The sequence below is a fragment of the Actinomadura sp. 21ATH genome (assembly GCF_041951345.1).
Lineage (GTDB): Bacteria > Actinomycetota > Actinomycetes > Streptosporangiales > Streptosporangiaceae > Spirillospora.
Genome location: NZ_JBGNUR010000005.1, coordinates 384,859 through 402,828, shown reverse-complemented (window position 1 = coordinate 402,828; position 17,970 = coordinate 384,859). Strand labels below are relative to the sequence as shown.

Sequence of the window (17,970 nt, the reverse complement as noted above, 5' to 3'; positions counted from 1 at the left end):
ATATGGCAGACCCGAAGGGCTTCCTGACCGTACAGCGGGAACTCCCGAAGCGCCGCCCGGTCGACGTGCGGATCAAGAGCTGGTCGGAGGTCTACGAGAACTTCGGCGAAGGGAAGCTGGAGAAGCAGGCGAGCCGCTGCATGGACTGCGGCATCCCGTTCTGCCACCAGGGCTGCCCGCTGGGGAACCTCATCCCCGAGTGGAACGACCTGGTGTACCGCAAGGACTGGCAGGAGGCGATCGAGCGCCTGCACGCCACCAACAACTTCCCGGAGTTCACCGGCCGGCTGTGCCCGGCGCCGTGCGAGAGCGCGTGCGTCCTCGGCATCAACCAGGACCCGGTGACGATCAAGCGGGTCGAGGTCGAGATCATCGACCGGGCGTGGGCCGAGGGCTGGGTCGGCCCGAAGCCGCCGGCGGTCCGCACCGGGAAGAAGGTCGCGGTCGTCGGCTCCGGCCCCGCCGGGCTCGCCGCCGCGCAGCAGCTCACCCGCGCCGGCCACGACGTGCGCGTGTACGAGCGGGCCGACCGGATCGGCGGCCTGCTGCGGTACGGCATCCCCGAGTTCAAGATGGAGAAGCGGCACGTCGACCGGCGGATCGCGCAGATGCGGGCCGAGGGCACCGACTTCAAGACCTCGGTGAACGTCGGCGCCGACGTCACCGGCGACGAGCTGCGCGAGAGGTACGACGCGGTCGTGCTGGCCGGCGGCGCCACCGTGTGGCGCGACCTGCCCGTGCCCGGGCGCGACCTCAAGGGCATCTACCAGGCGATGGAGTACCTGCCCCCGGCCAACCGGGTGCAGGAGGGCGACTTCGACGAGTCGCCGATCTCCGCCGCGGGCAAGCACGTGGTCGTGATCGGCGGCGGCGACACCGGCGCCGACTGCATCGGCACCGCGATCCGCCAGGGCGCGAGGTCGGTCACCCAGCTGGAGATCATGCCGATGCCGCCGGCGGCGCGGTCCGACTCCCAGCCGTGGCCGACGTACCCGATGCTGTTCAAGATGGAGAGCGCCCACGAGGAGCTCGCCGAGCAGGGCGGCGACCGGCTGTACGCGGTGTCCACCACCGAGTTCGCCGGCGACGCCGACGGCAACGTCCGGGCGCTGCGGCTGGTGGAGGTCGGCCGCCCCGAGACCGGCTTCGCGCCGGTCGAGGGCACCGAGCGGGAGATCCCGGCCGAGCTGGTCACCCTCGCGATGGGCTTCCTCGGCCCGCAGAAGGAGGGGCTGCTGGAGCAGCTCGGCGTCGAGCTGGACGGGCGCGGCAACGTCGTCCGCGACGCCGACTACGCGACGTCCGTCGAGGGCGTCTTCGCGGCCGGCGACATGGGCCGCGGCCAGTCGCTGATCGTGTGGGCGATCGCCGAGGGCCGCGCCGCGGCGCACGGCGTGGACAAGTTCCTCGCCGGTGAGTCCGCGCTGCCGTACCCGATCCCGCCGACCGCGCGTCCGATAGCCTGACACCCGGGTGACCAGGCCGGACAGCACCGGCCCGCCCCGATACGACACCCCGCCGCGACCCCGCGCCCCGACCAGGGCGCGGGGCCGCGGCGGCTTTCTTGTGTGAGGAACAGCGTGCCGATCAGACGAGTCGACGTGACCACCTGGTACCTGGAGCAGCGCGCCCCCGGCGAGCTGCGCCCGGCCGGCCGGGCCCCGGAGGTCGCGGTGGACATCGCCCGCGCGGAGGTGCCCAGCCCCGAGCTGAACCGCTTCCTCTACACCGCGGTCGGGGGCGACTACTACTGGGTCGACCGGCTCGGCTGGACCTACGACCAGTGGATGAACTGGCTGGAGCGCCCCGGCGTCGAGACCTGGGTCGCCTACGTGCGCGGCACCCCGGCCGGCTACGTCGAGCTGGACCCGCAGGCCGGCGGCGAGGTGGAGATCGTCCACTTCGGGCTGCTCGGCGCGTTCCACGGCCGGGGGATCGGCGGCCATCTGCTGGCCGCCGGCGCCGCCCGCGCCTGGGACCTGGCGGACCGCTGGCCGGGCCGGGAGCCGACCGCCCGCGTCTGGGTGCACACCTGCTCCAACGACGGGCCCGCCGCGCTGGCGAACTACCAGGCGCGGGGCTTCCGGGTGTACGACACCAAGGTCGAGACCGAGACCGTCGAGCACACGCCGCCGGGACCCTGGCCGGGGGCCCGCTGACCGCGTTCACTACAGTGGGAGGTCGTTCAGTCTCGCAGAGTGACTCCTCGGTGGTGGACCATGGTCATCCGTGCCCGGATCATCGTTCCGGCGGCCGTCGCGGCGGTGCTGTCCGCGGCCGTCGCGGGCGCGCTCGCCGCCGCGGCGGCCGGGCCGATCTCGCGGCCCGTGGCGCCCGCCCGCTGCGCGTTCGACTGCCCGCCCGGCCGGCAGCCGGTCACCTGCGCCTTCGACAACGGCCGCACCGCCGCGTTCGGCGACGCCTGCCGGGCGCGCGCGTACGCCTGCCGGCACGGCCTGCGGATCATCGGCTGCGCGGACGGGAACGTCAGAGCCGTGTGACACGATCGCGGCCATGGGCGCCACGAGGCCGGCGAGCGCGTCCGGCCAGGTCAGAAGCCTGGACGTCGGCGTCCTGCGGCGGCTCCGGCTGGCCAGGGACGCCATGGACCGCGAGTGGGACCGGCCGCTGGACGTGGCCGCGGTCGCCGCCCGGGCGGGCTACTCGCGCTACCACTTCGTCCGGCTTTTCCGCCAGGTGTACGGGGAGACGCCCGGCCGGTACCTGTCCCGCAGGCGCATCGAGCGGGCCGGTGACCTGCTCGCCTCGGCCAACCTCACCGTCACCGAGATCTGCATGCTGGTGGGGTTCACCAGCCTCGGCACGTTCTGCACCCGGTTCAAGCGGCAGACGGGGATGACACCCGGCGAGGGCGGGATGCGCTGGCTCACCGTCGGCCCCAGGAGCCAGCCCGAGCTCCAGATCGCGCTGATGGTGCCCGGCCCGCCCTCGCTCGACCCCGAGTCCGCCGAGCAGCTGCGGGCCCTGCTCGCCAAGGGCGTGCTCGGCGCCGGCGCCTTCCACACCGACGACTGCCAGGCCGAGTACGACCGCCTCTCCGCCCGCGGCGTCACGTTCGTCCACCCGCCCGAGAAGCGCCCGTACGGCATCGAGGCCGTCTTCCGCGACGACTCCGGCAACTGGTTCAGCCTCACCCAGCCGTTCGCGAAGCTCGACGAGAACGCCTCCTGGGGCTGACCGCGGCCCACACCCCGCAGGCCGGGTCCGGCGGGCCTACAGGCGGGCCGCCAGCTCGCGGAGCACCTCCACCAGCGCCGCCACGTCCGCGCGCGTCGTGCGCCAGTTCAGGGCCGCCGGACGGAACACCGTCATCCCGCGATAGGTGGAGGTGCCCGCGTACACCCGGCCGTCGGCCAGCAGTGCCTCGCCCAGCCGCGCGTTCAGCCCGTTCAGCTCCTCCTCCGGCACCCCCGGCGGCCGGTACCGGAAGCACACGACGCACAGCCGAACCGGCGCCAGCAGCTCCAGATCCGGCGCCTCCTCCACCAGCCGGCCCAGATGCCGCGACACGTCCAGATGCCGCTCGACCATCTCCCGGTGGCCGTCCCGCCCGTACGCGCGCAGCGTCGCCCAGATCGGGAACGCCCGCGCCCGCCGCGACGACTCCGGCCCCAGCGAGTTGTAGTTGACCTGCTCACCGCCCGCGTCCGGCAGGTACGCCGCCCCCCACGACCCGAACGTGCGCGCCAGCATCGCCGGATCCCGCACGAACGAGAAACCGCTCTCGTACGGGACGTTCAACCACTTGTGCCCGTCCGCCGTCACCGAATCCGCCCGCTCCACACCCCGCGCCAGATGCGCCGTACGGGGCGAGACCGCCGCGAACATCCCGAACGCGCCGTCCACGTGCAGCCACGCGCCGTAGCGCTCCGCCAGATCGGCCAGCTCCCCGATCGGATCCGAGTCGCCGGTGTTGACCTCCCCGAGGTTCGCGACGATCACCGCCGGATCCCCGCCCAGCGCCGCCAGCGCCCCCTCCATCGCCGCCAGGTCGACCCGCCCCCGGTCGTCGCGCTCGAACGTCCGCAGCGTGTCCCGCCCGCACCCCAGGATCTGCAGCGCCTTGCGCGTGCTGGCGTGCACCAGCCCGCTGCTGAACACCGGCATCCGCGGCAGCCCCGCCAGCCCGTCCGCGACCACGTCCGCGCCGTGCCGCCCCGCCCACCACGCGCGGGCGCACGCCAGCCCCGTCACGTGCGCGAACGTCGCGCTCGGCGTCAGCACGCCGCCGTACGACGCGGGCAGCCCGAACAGCTCCTTCAGCCACCCCAGCACGACCGTCTCCACCCGCGCCGCCAGCGGCGAGGTCAGCCACAGCCCCGCGGCCTGGTCCAGCAGCGACGCCGTCCAGTCCCCGGCCATCGCCGCCGGCGTCGACCCGCCCACCACGAAATGGAAGAACCGCGGCCCCGACGAGTGCGTCGCCGCCGCCGTGCCCACCCGCACCAGCCGCTCCACCGCCGCCGCCGCGCCCTCGCCCGCGGCCGGCAGCGGCCCGTCCAGCTCCGCGAACAGGACGTCCCGCGACCGGTCGTGCACCGGCCGCCCCGCCAGCCCCTCCAGGTACGGCCCGGCCGCGCGGAACACCGGCTCCAGCGCCGCCGCGGCCCGCTCGCGCTCGTGCAGCGGATCACTCATCCCGCCAGTCAACCAGGAAGGATCATGGTTCGTACATGGCCGTTCCCTCCAAGACCCGCGCCCCGCCCGCCCTCTACGGTCGGAGCATGAGAACACTCCACGCCAAGGACCTCGACGCCGCCGAGGACTTCCTCCGGCTCAACGCCCGCCTGATCGACCGCCGCCGCTTCGCCCTCCACTTCCGCGGCGGCCCCGCGGCCGCCGTCGTCGCCGCGCTCCGCCCCTACGAGAACCCCGACGGCGGCTACGGCCACGCCCTCGAACCCGACCTGCGCGGCGAGGCCAGCCAGCCCGTCCCCGCCCAGCACGCCCTGGAGATCCTGCACGAGGCCGGTGCCGACACCGACCCCGCCGTCGACCGCATCGGCGACTACCTGGCCTCCATCACCCGCACCGGCGGGGGAGTGCCCTTCGTCCTGCCGACCGTACGGGACGCCCCCCGCGCCCCCTGGTGGCAGACGCCCGACGACCCGCCCGGAAGCCTCAACCCCACCGCCACCCTCGCCGGACTCCTCCACCTCATGGGCTCCCGGCACCCCTGGCTGGCGGCCGCCACCGAGTTCTCCTGGAACCACCTGGAGAACGGCGAGCACGAACTCGGCCCCTACGACGCCCTCGCCGCGCTGCGCTTCCTCGACCACGTGCCCGACCGCGACCGCGCCGACGCCGCGTTCGACCGCATCCGCGGCCCCCTGCTCGCCTCCCTCGACCCCGGCGCCCCCGGCGCCCACCACTCCCCGCTCGACTACGCGCCCGCACCCGGCGGCTACGGCCACCGGCTCCTCGACCCCGCCGCCATCGACGCCGACCTGGACGCGCTCATCGACGCGCGCCTCGACGACGGCGGCTGGACCGTGCAGTTCCCGTTCTGGACGCCCATCACCGAACCCGAATGGCGCGGCCACGTCACCGTCGAGAACCTCCGCACCCTCCAGGCGTACGGCAGGCTCGAAAACCCCTGAGCCGCCCCCTGAACCGGCTCAGAGCAGCGTCCGGATCGGCGCGCCGGCCAGCGCCCGCACCTCGTTCGCCAGATGCGCCTGATCGGCGTAGCCCGCCGCGTACGCCACCTCCGCCAGCGGCACCCCGGACCGCGCCATCCCCAGCGCCCGCTGGAACCGCAGCACCCGCTGCAGCGTCTTGGGCCCGTACCCGAACGCCGCGTGCGCCCGCCGGCGCAGCTGCCGCTCGCTCACGCCCAGCGCGCCGGCCACCGCCCGAACCGGACCCGCCTCCAGCCCCGCCAGCAGCGCCGGCACCAGCGGGTCCGGCGGCCCCGCCGAACGGGCCCGGACCGCCTCCACCAGCAGCGCGTGCGGATCCGCCGCGGCCGCCATCGCCTCGCCCAGCCGGCTCGCCGCGTCCCCCCACAGCTCCCGCAGCGCCGGCCGGGCGTCCCGCACCGCGTCGGCGGGCACGCCCAGCACCGGCGGCGCAGCACCCGGCCGGAACCGCACCGCCACCAGCCGCTCGCCCGGCTCCAGCCGCGCCGGCGCCGGCCCCGTGTCCGGCCCGGCCACCGTGATCTCGGCGCTCCGGCCCCACCAGATCAGGTCCACGCAGCCGTCCGGCACCACCCGCTGGACGAACGGCCCCGCCGCACCGCCGGGATGCCGGTGGCTCCACAGGCAGGCCAGCCCCGTCCCCTCGGGTGCCGGGAACTCCCGGTAACGCGCCTCCTCCACATCTCCCTGCATACCACCCGCTCTCGCGGGCAGTGCAGGGAAGAACCATCCGATCACGTGACGAGGAGGTCACATGGGCACCGAACTCCAGGGCAAGACCATCGCGTTCCTGGCCGCGCCCGAAGGCACCGAGCAGGTCGAGCTCACCGAACCGTGGAGCGCCGTCCAGCAGGCCGGCGGCACGCCCCGGCTCGTGTCCACCCAGTCCGGCCGCATCCAGGGCTTCGACCACCTGGACAAGGCCGACCACTTCGACGTCGACACCACGGTCGAGGTCTCCGACCAGGGCGAGTTCGACGGGCTCGTGCTGCCCGGCGGCGTCGCCAACCCCGACTTCCTGCGGACCCAGCCCAAGGCCGTCGCGTTCGTCAAGGGCTTCTTCGACGCCGGCAAGCCCGTCGCGGCCATCTGCCACGCCCCGTGGACCATGATCGAGGCGGACGTCGTCCGCGGCCGCCGCGTCACCTCCTGGCCCAGCCTCCAGACCGACCTGCGCAACGCCGGCGCCGACTGGGTCGACGAGGAGGTCGTCACCTGCGAAGGTGGACCCAACACGCTGGTGACCAGCCGGAAGCCGGACGACCTCAAGGCGTTCTGCCAGGCCGCCGTCCGCGTCTTCGCCGGGTGAGATTCGCCACTGGTCTAGACCCTTGAGCTAGACCAGTCCGTGAATCTTCGGCGACCGTATCCTGCATGAATATCCCTACCGGCAGGTAACTAAGTAGCGTTGTGCATGTGACCCGTCGAGCGAAGATCGTCAGCACCATCGGCCCCGCCTGCTCCACCGCCGAGCAGATCCACGCACTCGTCGAGGCCGGCGTCGACGTCGCCCGGCTCAACATGAGCCACGGCGACCACGCCGGCCACGAGGACGTCTACCACCGGATCCGCGCCGCATCCACGGCCACCGGCCGCGGCGTCGGCATCCTGGCCGACCTGCAGGGCCCCAAGATCCGGATCGGCCGCTTCCCGGACGGCCCCGTACGACTCACCCTCGGCGACGAGTTCACCATCACCACCGAGGACGTCCCCGGCACCCGCAAAGAGGTCTCCACCACCTACGAGGGCCTCCCCGGCGACGTCCGCCCCGGCGACACCGTCCTCATCGACGACGGCCGCGTCGCCCTCCGCGTCACCGACGTCGACGGCACCCGCGTCCGCACCACCGTCGAAGTCGGCGGCATGGTCTCCGACAACAAGGGCCTCAACCTCCCCGGCGTCCCCGTCAGCGTCCCCGCCCTCACCTCCAAGGACGAGGAAGACCTCCGCTGGGCCCTCCGCCTCGGCGTCGACATGGTCGCCCTCTCCTTCGTCCGCACCCCCGCCGACGCCGACATCTGCTACCAGATCATGGAAGAGGAAGGCGTCCGCGTCCCCCTCATCGGCAAGATCGAAAAGCCCCAGGCCGTCGAACAGCTCCCCGCCATCGTCGCCGCCTTCGACGGCCTCATGGTCGCCCGCGGCGACCTCGGCGTCGAACTCCCCCTCGAACAGGTCCCCATCGTCCAGAAGCAGGTCATCGAACTCTGCCGCGAGAAGGCCCGCCCCGTCATCGTCGCCACCCAGATGCTCGAATCCATGATCTCCGCGCCCCGCCCCACCCGCGCCGAGACCTCCGACGTCGCCAACGCCGTCTTCGAAGGCGCCGACGCCGTCATGCTCTCCGGCGAGACCAGCGTCGGCCAGTACCCCATCGAATCCGTCCGCACCATGAGCCGCATCGTCTCCACCGCCGAGGAAGCCTCCCTCCACGCCACCCACACCCTCGACCGCATGCCCGAGACCGTCGGCGGCGCCATCGCCCGCGCCGCCGCCGAAGTCGGCGCCATCATCAAGGCCGAGGCCCTCGTCGCCTTCACCATGTCCGGCGAGACCGCCCGCCGCCTCTCCCGCTACCGCTCACCCATCCCCCTCCTCGCCTTCACCTCCGTCCCCGCCGTACGCGGCCGCCTCGCCCACGTCTGGGGCGTCGAGACCCACATCGTCCCCTTCGCCAACCACACCGACGAGATGGTCGCCCAGGTCGAACAGGGACTCCTCGAATCCGGCCGCTGCCAGAAGGGCGACCGCGTCGTCATCGTCGCCGGCTCGCCCCCCGGCACCCCCGGCTCCACCAACGCCCTCCGCGTCCACCGCATCGGCGACGCCATCGCCACCGCCACCGCCACACCCTGACCCCCGCGGGGGCCCGCCCACCGGGCCCCCAGGGTCACCGCCCGATATCGATCCGGCGACGCTCCGGCCACCCACCTGGGTCAAGGCATGAAAAAGCCGTAAAGACGATCCCGTAACGGCTGCACCCAGGGGCTTCTCAACCGGCCCGCACTTGTCTACGGTCCGTAGGTTGCTCCTGCTACTCCCGTTACCGGTGGTGTGATGAACGACTTCCTCTCCGACGCCAGCTCCTTCATCTGGGGACCCTGGCTCCTCATCCCCCTGCTCCTCCTGACCGGCCTCTACCTCACGACCCTCCTCCGCGGCATCCAGGTCCGCCGCTTCCGCCTCGCCTTCTGGCTCGCCTTCATCAAACGCTCCGACGCCGACAAAGAAGGCGCCGCCGGCGACATCTCCCACTACCAGGCCCTCGCCACCGCCCTCGCCGCCACCGTCGGCGTCGGCAACATCGCCGGCGTCGCCACCGCCATCGCCCTCGGCGGCCCCGGCGCCGTCTTCTGGATGTGGTTCACCGGCATGGTCGGCATGGCCACCAAATACAGCGAAGCCTTCCTCGGCGTACGCTTCCGCCGCACCGACGCCGCCGGCGAACAGAGCGGCGGCCCCATGTACTACCTCCGCAACGGCATCAAAGGCCCCGTCGGCCTCATCCTCGGCGGCTTCTTCGCCATCGCCGGCGCCTTCGCCGCCTTCGGCATCGGCAACATGACCCAGGCCAACGCCGTCGCCGCCAACCTCAACGACGAATGGGGCGTCGACCACCGCATCACCGGCGCCGTCATCGTCGTCCTCACCGCCGTCGTCATCCTCGGCGGCATCAAGAGCATCGGCCGCGTCACCAGCGGCTTCGTCCCCCTGATGATCGTCCTCTACATCGTCGGCGGCCTCGCCGTCCTCGCCTTCAACCTCGACGAGGTCCCCTCCGCCATCGGCCTCATCTTCACCGACGCCTTCACCGGCACCGCCGCCACCGGCGGCTTCGTCGGCGCCGGCGTCGCCGCCGCCATCCAGTACGGCGTCGCCCGCGGCATCTTCTCCAACGAATCCGGCCTCGGCACCGGCGGCATCGCCGCCGCCGCGGCCAAGACCACCCACCCCGTCCGCCAGGCCCTGGTCTCCATGACCCAGACCTTCATCGACACCCTCATCGTCGTCAGCATCACCGCCCTCACCATCGTCGTCACCGGCGTCTGGAAGGAAGGCGGCGAGGACGACGCCGCCACCTTCACCGGCCGCGCCTTCGACGCCGGCCTCCCCGGCGACTGGGGCAGCATCATCGTCACCATCAGCCTGATCTTCTTCGCCTTCTCCACCCTCCTCGGCTGGTCCTACTACGGCGAACGCTGCATGGAGTACCTCTTCGGCCGCAAAGCCGTCCTCCCGTACCGCATCGTCTTCATCGTCGTCTCCTACATCGGCGCGACGACCACCCTCACCACGGTCTGGACCTTCTCCGACGTGATGAACGGCCTCATGGCCCTGCCCAACCTCATCGGCCTGCTGATCCTGTCCCCGCTCGTCTTCCGCGAGACCCGCGACTACTTCCGCAGCCCCTCCCCGGACGACCCCGTCCGCGTGGACACATAGCGAAACTCCCCGAGGCCGCCGCGCCCGCCGCCCGCCGGCGAGCACGGCGGCCTCCTGCCCTCCTCAATGCTTCGGCCCCACGAACTCGTCCAACCGCGCCACCCCCTCCCGCCGCGCGACGGAGATGTTCTTTTTGTTCATCTGCTTCCACGGGATCCCGAGCCGATCGAGCGCATCCGTGAAGAGCCTCTGGATGTCGAGCGAGACGTTGGTGAACTGGTAGCGCGGATACTCGTACCAGCGGTCGCCGTCCTTGCCCGGGCGCCGCACCCGGTTGGTGCCGCGCCAGCCGTCAGAGTGCAGCAGGCCGCGCACGAACTCCTCGGTGTACTCGTCCACGATCACCCGCTGCCAGGGCGCGAGCTCGATCTTCCGGGTGTGCTTCCTTCCTGGTCCGTGCTGCGGAAACAGGCACGGCCAGTGCACGGAGTACGCGTTGACGATCGTGCAGCCGGTCTTCTGCCTCCTGCCGACCTGGAGGCCGGGCATGATGGCCGCGACCGCGACGGCCGCCATCTCCATCAGGCCGGGCCAGCTGTCACAGCACGCGATCTCCAGCCGGTAGACGCCCTTGTCTCCCGGTGCATTGGCGAGGTTGCCGTCACCGAGATAGAGCCCGAGGAGGTAGGAGTAAGCCTTTCCGTCGAGATCGCGTTCGTGGCAGCGCGGGCAGAGAGCTCGGGTGCGGGGATCAGGTCTTTGAGATTGCGATCTCCACTGGCTCAGCGTGGACGCGGGCACGCCCGTTCGCCGATTCACCTCGCTCAGGGGGATGCCCTGGGCTAACAGGACCAGGGCCGTCTCGCGCAGAGTGATGTCGTCCATGCGGAGAGTGTCGACGATGGGTGTGACAAAACCGCCGCCCAGGAGTGGACGGCGGTCTGTTTGTGCCCCGGGTGGGACTCGAACCCACACTGTACGGGTTTTGAATCCGCCCTCTCATGCCAATTGGAGTACCGGGGCATTATCCAAAGTAAATCGGACATCCTGGTTGAATTATAAGCCGAGCCGGAGCGGGCCCTGCCCTGCCGGGGACCAGGGTAGCGGGTCCCGGTAGTCTCGTGCGCGTGACGGAGAGCGCTCGGCGAGTTGTGATCGCAGAAGATGAGGCCCTGATCCGCCTGGACTTGAAGGAGATGCTCCAGGAGGACGGGTACGACGTCGTGGGCGAGGCCGGGGACGGCGAGGCCGCGGTGCGGCTGGCGGCCGAGCACCGTCCGGATCTGGTGATCCTGGACGTCAAGATGCCCGTGCTGGACGGGATCTCGGCGGCCGAGCGGATCTCGGCCGAGCGGATCGCGCCGGTGGTGATCCTGACGGCGTTCTCGCAGCGGGAGCTGGTGCAGCGGGCGACCGACGCCGGGGCGATGGCGTATCTGGTCAAGCCGTTCACCAAGACGGACCTGGCGCCGGCGATCGAGATGGCGGTGAGCCGCTACACGGAGCTGCGGGCGCTGGAGGCGGAGGTCGCCGATCTGCAGGACCGGCTGGAGACCCGCAAGGTGGTCGATCGGGCCAAGGGGCTGCTGCAGGAGGCGAACGGCTGGAGTGAGCCGGAGGCGTTCCGGTGGATCCAGAAGACGTCGATGGACCGGCGCCTGACGATGCGGGCGGTGGCGGACGCCGTGGTGGCGGGTGCGCTGGGCGGGTCCGGTAAGGGCGAGGCCGCCGGGGGTTGATCCCGGCTTCATCTGGTCGCCGCTTCGCTGTGGTTCGCGGGCGGCTTTCTCACCTGCGCGTTCGAGGGCGTCACTGCGTGTGATCGTCGCTGGCCGTGCGGGGGTTGGCTGAGCACGGAGCCGTAACGAACGAGTAACCCTTCTGCTCGGGGGTCCTCCTCTGGAGCGGCCGCTCGGTGTACGACTGACCTGCTCCCTGACTGACCGATTCCTCCCGAGAGAACCCGGGAGGGGGCGGTTGTTGGGGCATGACTCGTACCCGATCCCCTCCCGGATCCGGATGGAAAGGTTGGGCACCTTGCGGCGCAACATGATGAGAGTCACCGGTGCGGTTGCGGTGAGCGCGATGCTGACTATGGGCGTCGCTGCGTGCGGCGGCGGCGACGAAGGCGGGTCGGACGGCAACGAGGTCACGATCGGGTTCATGGGTGACCTGACCGGGGAGAACTCGGGCCTGGTCATCCCGCCGCGGAACGGCGCGCAGCTGGCCATCGAGCAGTACAACGCGACCAACCCGAAGGTCAAGATCAAGTTCAAGCCGTACGACAGCCAGGGCAAGCCGGAGCAGGCGACGACCCTGGTGCAGGGCGCGATCAAGCAGGACAAGATCGTCGGCCTGATCGGGCCGGCGTTCTCGGGCGAGTCGCAGGCGACGGGCCCGATCCTGGAGGAGGCGAAGGTCCCGAGCGTGTCGCCGTCGGCGACGCAGATCACGCTGGCCGAGAAGGGCTGGAAGTTCTGGCACCGGGTGGTGGCGGACGACGCGGTGCAGAGCGCCGGCGCGGGTGAGTTCATCACCAACCAGCTGAAGGCGAAGAAGGTCGCCACGATCCACGACAACCAGGAGTACGGCAAGGGCCTGGCGGACGCGATCGCGGGCGCGGTGAAGCCCAAGGGCGCGCAGACCATGGCCGAGGGCGTGGACGACAAGGCCACGGACTACTCCGCCACGGTCAACAAGATCAAGTCGTTCGACCCGGACGTGGTGTACTTCGGCGGCTACTACGCGGTCGCGGGGCGGCTGTTCAAGCAGCTGCGCGAGGCGGGCGTGGACGCGCGGCTGATGTCGGGCGACGGTTCGCTGGCGACGGGCCTGATCGAGGGCGCGGGCGAGAAGAACGCTCAGGGCGCGATGCTGAGCTGCGGCTGCCTGATCGACGAGGCGGGCACGAGCAACGCGAAGGCGAAGAAGTTCGCGTCGGACTACCAGGCGAAGTTCGGTTCGCCGGTGGCGATCTACTCCGGTGAGGGGTACGACGCGGCGACGGCGTTCATCGAGGCGATCAAGGCCGGCAACACCGAGCCGGAGAAGATCAACCAGTTCCTGTCGACGGTGAACTTCGAGGGTGTCGGCAAGCCGATCAAGTTCGACGCCAAGGGCGAGCTGGCTTCGCAGGACATCTACGTGTACGAGGTCAAGGGCAACAAGCTGCCGCTGCTCGGCAACACCAAGGAGGCGAAGGTCGAGTAGGCCGTCCGGCCGCTCGGCAGCGCCCCTCCGAGGCGCCCTAGGCGCGGGAGCGGGAGCGCCGTGAAGCGCTCCCGCTCCTTTTTCACGAAGGCGACCAAAGGTGTTCGACGACTTCATTGATTCTTTCTGGCCGTACACCATCGACGGCCTGGCGCTGGGCGCGATCTACGCGCTGGTGGCGCTGGGGTACACGATGGTCTACGGCGTGCTGAGGCTCATCAACTTCGCCCATGCCGAGATCTGGATGGTCGGGACGTTCGTGGCGCTGGGCAGCGTGCAGCTGCTGGGCGTGTCCAGTGCCGGCGGGGTGGCCCTGATCGGCCTGGTGGCGGTCATGGCGCTGGCGGCGGCGGTGGTGTCGGGCGGTACGGCGATGCTCCTGGAGGTGGCGGCGTACCGGCCGTTGCGCAAGAAGGGCGCGTCGCGGCTGGCCGCTCTGATCTCGGCGATCGGTGCTTCGATCTTCTTGCAGCAGCTGTTCGCGACCGTGGTGATCCCGGTGGTGTTCGGCAAGTCGGAGGCGCAGGGCAAGCTTCCGGTGAACGAGCATTTCGTGGAGCGCACGAATGTGATCGACGTCGGCCCGATCGTGATCAGTAACGACAAGCTGATCGTGTTCCTGGGCGCGGTGCTGATGATGATCGCGCTGGACCAGTTCGTGAACCGCACGAAGCTGGGGCGGGGCATCCGGGCGACGGCGCAGGATCCGCAGGCGGCGGTGCTGATGGGGGTGAACATCGACCGGGTGGTGTCGGCGACGTTCCTGGTCGGTGGCGCGATGGCGGGTGTCGCGGCGGTGCTGTACTTCGTCCGGTTCGAGCAGGCGTGGTATTTCGCCGGGTTCCTGCTGGGCATCAAGGCGTTCACGGCGGCGGTGCTCGGCGGTATCGGCAACATCCGCGGGGCGCTGGTCGGCGGGTTCGCGCTGGGGTTGTTCGAGATGTACGGCTCCAGCATCTTCGGGGCGGAGTGGCGTGACGTGGTGGCGTTCTCGGTCCTGATCCTGGTTCTCATGTTCCGTCCCACCGGCATTCTCGGTGAGTCTCTGCAGCAGGCGCGCGCATGAACGTGACGAAGAATTCCAAGAACGGCCGGGGCGGCTTCGGCGGCGGGCTGGACGCGGTCCGTGACCGCTGGGCGGTGGCGCCGGGCTGGCAGCGCTGGATCGTGTACGTGCTGCTGATCGTCGGTGCGCTGCTGCTGCCGCACGAGTCGATCGGCTCGTTCATGGCGCCGTCGGGGTCGGACTGGCCGACGATGCTGAGCGACCAGATCGGGATCTACGTCCTGCTGGCGCTGGGGCTGAACGTGGTGGTCGGTCTGGCGGGCCTGCTCGACCTGGGGTATGTGGCGTTCTATGCCGTGGGCGGGTACACGATCGGCATCTTCGGCACCAAGTACGGGTGGAGTTTCTGGGAGCTGCTGGTCCTGGCGATCCTGCTGTCGGCGCTGTCGGGGGTGATCCTGGGCGGGCCGACGCTGCGGTTGCGCGGGGACTACTTGGCGATCGTGACGCTGGGGTTCGGTGAGATCGTCCGGCAGGTCGCGCGGAACAGCGACTATGTGAACGGGCCTCGCGGGATCCAGGGCATTCCGCGGCCGCCGGACCTGTCGGACTTCGAGATCTTCGGGGTTCAGCCGTTCACGTACGGGTTCCTGGACGCGCGGCCGTACTACTACCTGCTGGTGCTCTTCATCGTGCTGACGATCATTTTCGTCAAGCGGCTGGAGAGCAGCCGGGTGGGGCGTTCGTGGGCGGCGATCCGGGAGGACGAGGACGCGGCGGAGCTGATGGGCGTGCCGACGTTCCGGTTCAAGCTGGCGGCGTTCGCGATCGGTGCGGCGATCGGCGGCAGCGGCGGTGTGGTGTTCGCGGCGAAGCAGACGTCGATCAATCCGGAGAACTTCGTGTTCCTGGTGTCGGCGCTGATCCTGGCGTCGGTGGTGCTGGGCGGTTCGGGGAACATGCCCGGTGTGATGCTGGGGGCGTTCCTGCTGGCCTGGCTGCCGGAGCGGCTGCGGGTGTCGGAGGACTTCCGGATGCTGCTGTTCGGTGCCGCGCTGGTGATCATGATGGCGTTCCGTCCGGAGGGCCTGTGGCCGTCCCGGCAGCGCAAGGCCGAGCTGGCCGAGGGCACCGGGGGCATGGGCAGTATGGGCGCGGAGGTCGCCGGTCCGGGTACGGCCGGTCCCGGCGCGTCCGGGCACGCCGCTCCCACGGAGGTGAAGAAGTGAGCGAGGGCAAGAGCCCGGCGCCCGTGCTGGAGCTGCGGAACGTGACGATGCGTTTCGGCGGTGTGGTCGCGCTGAACGACGTTCAGCTGACGATCGGCGAGGGTGAGATCTTCGCGCTGATCGGGCCGAACGGCGCGGGGAAGACCACGGTGTTCAACGTGACCACCGGGGTGTACCGGCCGACCGAGGGGCAGGTGCTGTTCCGCGGGAGGCGCATCGATGGGAAGAAGCGGTTCGCGGTCACGAAGCTGGGGGTGGCGCGGACGTTCCAGAACGTGCGGCTCTTCCACAACATGACGGCGCTGGAGAACGTGATGGTGGGCGCGGACGCGCATCACCGGACGGGTTTCGTCGGGGCGAGCCTGGGGTTGCCGTGGCATCGCCGTGAGGAGCGCGACGGCCGTCTGAAGGCGCGGGAGCTGTTGGAGTTCGTGGGGATCCCGCACCGGCTGGAGGAGGCGGCGAAGAACCTGCCGTACGGCGACCAGCGGCGGCTGGAGATCGCGCGGGCGCTGGCGACGGATCCGAAGCTGCTGCTGCTGGACGAGCCGGCGGCGGGGATGAACCCGGCGGAGAAGATCGCGTTGCAGGATCTGATCCGCAAGATCCGTGATTCGGGCCGGACCGTGCTGCTGATCGAGCACGACATGAGCCTGGTGATGGGGATCAGCGACCGGATCGCGGTGCTGGACTTCGGGCAGAAGATCGCCGAGGGCCTGCCCGCGGACATCCAGAACGACCCGCGGGTCATCGAGGCGTACCTGGGGGCTCCCGCCGATGCTTCTTGAGATCAAGGACATCCACGTCCACTACGGCAAGATCGCGGCTCTGAAGGGGGTCACGGTCGAGGTCGGCGAGGGTGAGATCGTCACGCTGATCGGTGCCAACGGCGCCGGGAAGACGACGACGCTCGGCACGATCTCCGGGCTGCGGCCGCTGTCGTCGGGGTCGATCGTGTTCAACGGTGCCGACATCAGCCGGATGCCGGGGCACAAGCGGGTGCTGGCCGGGATCGGGCAGTCGCCGGAGGGCCGCCGGATCTTTCCGGGGATGACGGTGGAGGAGAACCTCCTCATGGGCGCGTACACCCGGAAGGGCGACTTCTCGGGGGAGCTCAAGGAGGTGTACGAGCTGTTCCCGCGGCTGGCCGAGCGCAAGGGCCAGGCGGGCGGGACGATGTCGGGCGGCGAGCAGCAGATGCTGGCGATCGGCCGGGCGCTGATGGCCAAGCCGAAGGTGCTGCTGCTGGACGAGCCGTCGATGGGGCTGGCGCCGATGCTGGTGCAGCAGATCTTCACGATCATCGAGGAGATCAACCGGCGCGGGACGACGGTGCTGCTGGTGGAGCAGAACGCGCAGCAGGCGCTGCAGATCGCGCATCGGGCGTACGTGCTGGAGACGGGCCGGGTGGTGAAGGCGGCGCCGGCCGCCGAGCTGCTGGACGATCCGCAGGTGCGGGCGGCGTATCTGGGCGGCGACCTGGGCGCGGAGCCCGCGGGCGGCGCTTCCGGCGATGCCGCGGGCGGCGCTTCGGGCGGCGCTGCGGAGGACGTCCCGGGCGGCTCCGCGGAGGATGCGCCGGAGCCGTCGGCGGATGCGGCCGCGGACGCGCCGGAGAAGGAAGTGGGCAAGGGCGAGGGCGGCAAGGGCGAGGGCAAGTCGTCCTAGCCGTCCGCCGTCGCGTTCCGCCCCCGGTCCGGCCGCCCGCCGGGCCGGGGGCGGTTTTCGCTCGCGCCCGCGGTCAGGGGAGTTCGATCTCGGCGGGGCGGGGGTCGGAGACGGCGCCGACGGTGGGGGAGCCGACGAGGCGCAGGGCGCGGACGGCGGTCTCGCCGGGCAGGTCGTACCAGAGGTCGAACTCGGCGCGCATGGCGGCGCCGACCGACAGGCGCTCGGGCTGCCGCTTGACCATGGTGGCGTTGACGTCGGGGACGTGGGTGCGGCCGTCGGCGGTGAGGAGCAGCTGCTTCCAGGTGTCGAAGACCTGGATGTCGCGGCCGCGGTTGGCGACCAGCAGCCGGACGCGGACGTAGCGGCCCTTGGGGCGCATTCCGGCGTGGGTGCCGAGGATCTCGCGCATGCCGTCCCGGTAGCCGAGCACGGTGAACTCCAGGTCGCTGCTGCGTCCCGTCCGGCCGCGCAGGACCTGCTCGCCGTCGCGGGGGCGTTCGGCGGGGATCTCGTACGCGGCGGGCCGGTCGTCGCCGCCGTCGCCGGAGCAGGCGGGGGTCAGGGCGGCCAGGCAGAGTGCGAGCGCGGGGGCCGCGAGAGATCGGCGCATGGCATGGAATTATCCGGATCTTCCGGGCAGGAGAAAGCCCAGGACCACCTTTGGGGCCGTGCTGGCCGTCCCCGGACACGCACGTTGTCTACTCGGTGATCCCGGGCCGTTCCGATCCACGCTACCGACCGTTCCCCGTCCATCGCAAAGGAAGTCCGGATCAGGTCGGTGCAAAACCGTACAAAAGTGTGGAACGTT

At 70.9% G+C, this 17,970-nt stretch carries 17 protein-coding genes, 1 tRNA gene and 1 pseudogene; 14 read left to right on the top strand and 5 right to left on the bottom strand.

Annotation, left to right across the window (positions count from 1 at the left end):
* The first annotated feature begins 2 nt into the window (after positions 1 to 2).
* The 4 genes from ACA361_RS19115 (at position 3) to ACA361_RS19100 (ending at position 3,198) form a co-directional block, all read left to right on the top strand.
* Positions 3 to 1,466 (top strand): glutamate synthase subunit beta, encoded by a 1,464-nt coding sequence (locus ACA361_RS19115; RefSeq protein WP_375013438.1) that lies wholly within the window; start codon positions 3 to 5, stop codon positions 1,464 to 1,466.
* Positions 1,467 to 1,580: 114 nt separating this feature from the next.
* A complete protein-coding gene (locus ACA361_RS19110; RefSeq protein ID WP_375013436.1) occupies positions 1,581 to 2,159 on the top strand; it encodes a GNAT family N-acetyltransferase in 579 nt (192 codons plus the stop codon).
* 60 nt (positions 2,160 to 2,219) lie between these two features.
* Positions 2,220 to 2,501: a hypothetical protein gene (locus ACA361_RS19105; protein ID WP_375013434.1), complete on the top strand. Its 282-nt coding sequence runs from the start codon at positions 2,220 to 2,222 to the stop codon at positions 2,499 to 2,501.
* Between the two features lie 13 nt (positions 2,502 to 2,514).
* A complete protein-coding gene (locus tag ACA361_RS19100; protein ID WP_375013432.1) occupies positions 2,515 to 3,198 on the top strand; it encodes a helix-turn-helix domain-containing protein in 684 nt (227 codons plus the stop codon).
* Between the two features lie 36 nt (positions 3,199 to 3,234).
* Here ACA361_RS19100 and ACA361_RS19095 read toward each other — a convergent pair whose 3' ends face one another.
* The gene (locus tag ACA361_RS19095; RefSeq protein ID WP_375013430.1) at positions 3,235 to 4,659 is read right to left on the bottom strand and encodes a pyridoxal phosphate-dependent decarboxylase family protein; all 1,425 of its coding nucleotides are present in this window, start codon (positions 4,657 to 4,659) and stop codon (positions 3,235 to 3,237) included.
* A gap of 86 nt (positions 4,660 to 4,745) precedes the next feature.
* On the opposite strand from ACA361_RS19095, the gene ACA361_RS19090 reads away from it, so the two are divergent.
* Positions 4,746 to 5,621 carry a hypothetical protein gene (locus tag ACA361_RS19090; protein WP_375013427.1) on the top strand — a complete coding sequence of 292 codons (876 nt, stop codon included), beginning with the start codon at positions 4,746 to 4,748 and terminating at the stop codon, positions 5,619 to 5,621.
* Between the two features lie 18 nt (positions 5,622 to 5,639).
* Here the strand turns inward: ACA361_RS19090 and ACA361_RS19085 are convergent, their stop codons facing one another.
* Positions 5,640 to 6,356 (bottom strand): helix-turn-helix domain-containing protein, encoded by a 717-nt coding sequence (locus ACA361_RS19085; protein ID WP_375013425.1) that lies wholly within the window; start codon positions 6,354 to 6,356, stop codon positions 5,640 to 5,642.
* Positions 6,357 to 6,417: 61 nt separating this feature from the next.
* Between ACA361_RS19085 and ACA361_RS19080 the strand changes: the two genes are divergently transcribed.
* From ACA361_RS19080 to ACA361_RS19070, 3 genes are all read left to right on the top strand, one after another.
* Positions 6,418 to 6,972: a type 1 glutamine amidotransferase domain-containing protein gene (locus ACA361_RS19080; RefSeq protein ID WP_375013423.1), complete on the top strand. Its 555-nt coding sequence runs from the start codon at positions 6,418 to 6,420 to the stop codon at positions 6,970 to 6,972.
* A gap of 107 nt (positions 6,973 to 7,079) precedes the next feature.
* Complete coding sequence (gene pyk / locus ACA361_RS19075) at positions 7,080 to 8,519, top strand: pyruvate kinase (protein WP_375013421.1); 1,440 nt, start codon at positions 7,080 to 7,082, stop codon at positions 8,517 to 8,519.
* 201 nt (positions 8,520 to 8,720) lie between these two features.
* Positions 8,721 to 10,106 carry an alanine/glycine:cation symporter family protein gene (locus tag ACA361_RS19070; RefSeq protein ID WP_375013418.1) on the top strand — a complete coding sequence of 462 codons (1,386 nt, stop codon included), beginning with the start codon at positions 8,721 to 8,723 and terminating at the stop codon, positions 10,104 to 10,106.
* A 63-nt stretch (positions 10,107 to 10,169) separates the two neighbouring features.
* On the opposite strand, the gene ACA361_RS19065 is transcribed toward ACA361_RS19070, so the two are convergent.
* Positions 10,170 to 10,931, bottom strand: a complete 762-nt coding sequence (locus ACA361_RS19065; RefSeq protein WP_375013416.1) for a helix-turn-helix domain-containing protein — start codon at positions 10,929 to 10,931, stop codon at positions 10,170 to 10,172.
* 63 nt (positions 10,932 to 10,994) lie between these two features.
* A tRNA-Leu gene (locus ACA361_RS19060) sits at positions 10,995 to 11,069 on the bottom strand.
* Positions 11,070 to 11,167: 98 nt separating this feature from the next.
* On the opposite strand from ACA361_RS19060, the gene ACA361_RS19055 reads away from it, so the two are divergent.
* The 6 genes and pseudogenes from ACA361_RS19055 to ACA361_RS19030 all read left to right on the top strand — a co-directional run.
* The gene (locus ACA361_RS19055; protein ID WP_375013415.1) at positions 11,168 to 11,785 is read left to right on the top strand and encodes an ANTAR domain-containing response regulator; all 618 of its coding nucleotides are present in this window, start codon (positions 11,168 to 11,170) and stop codon (positions 11,783 to 11,785) included.
* Between the two features lie 355 nt (positions 11,786 to 12,140).
* A complete protein-coding gene (locus ACA361_RS19050) occupies positions 12,141 to 13,256 on the top strand; it encodes a branched-chain amino acid ABC transporter substrate-binding protein (RefSeq protein WP_375013413.1) in 1,116 nt (371 codons plus the stop codon).
* Between the two features lie 100 nt (positions 13,257 to 13,356).
* A complete protein-coding gene (locus ACA361_RS19045) occupies positions 13,357 to 14,322 on the top strand; it encodes a branched-chain amino acid ABC transporter permease (protein ID WP_375013411.1) in 966 nt (321 codons plus the stop codon).
* Complete coding sequence (locus ACA361_RS19040; protein ID WP_375013408.1) at positions 14,319 to 15,491, top strand: branched-chain amino acid ABC transporter permease; 1,173 nt, start codon at positions 14,319 to 14,321, stop codon at positions 15,489 to 15,491. The genes ACA361_RS19045 and ACA361_RS19040 overlap by 4 nt, the downstream gene beginning before the upstream one ends.
* Before the next feature lie 47 nt (positions 15,492 to 15,538).
* The gene (locus ACA361_RS19035) at positions 15,539 to 16,279 is read left to right on the top strand and encodes an ABC transporter ATP-binding protein (protein ID WP_375013576.1); all 741 of its coding nucleotides are present in this window, start codon (positions 15,539 to 15,541) and stop codon (positions 16,277 to 16,279) included.
* Positions 16,269 to 16,967, top strand: a pseudogene (locus tag ACA361_RS19030) (ABC transporter ATP-binding protein); the annotation flags it as partial. The gene ACA361_RS19035 and the pseudogene ACA361_RS19030, both read left to right, overlap by 11 nt.
* 265 nt (positions 16,968 to 17,232) lie before the next feature.
* On the opposite strand, the gene ACA361_RS19025 reads toward ACA361_RS19030, so the two are convergent.
* Entirely contained in the window at positions 17,233 to 17,772 is a 540-nt protein-coding gene (locus ACA361_RS19025) for a DUF4352 domain-containing protein (protein WP_375013406.1), read from the bottom strand.
* Positions 17,773 to 17,970: the final 198 nt, after the last annotated feature.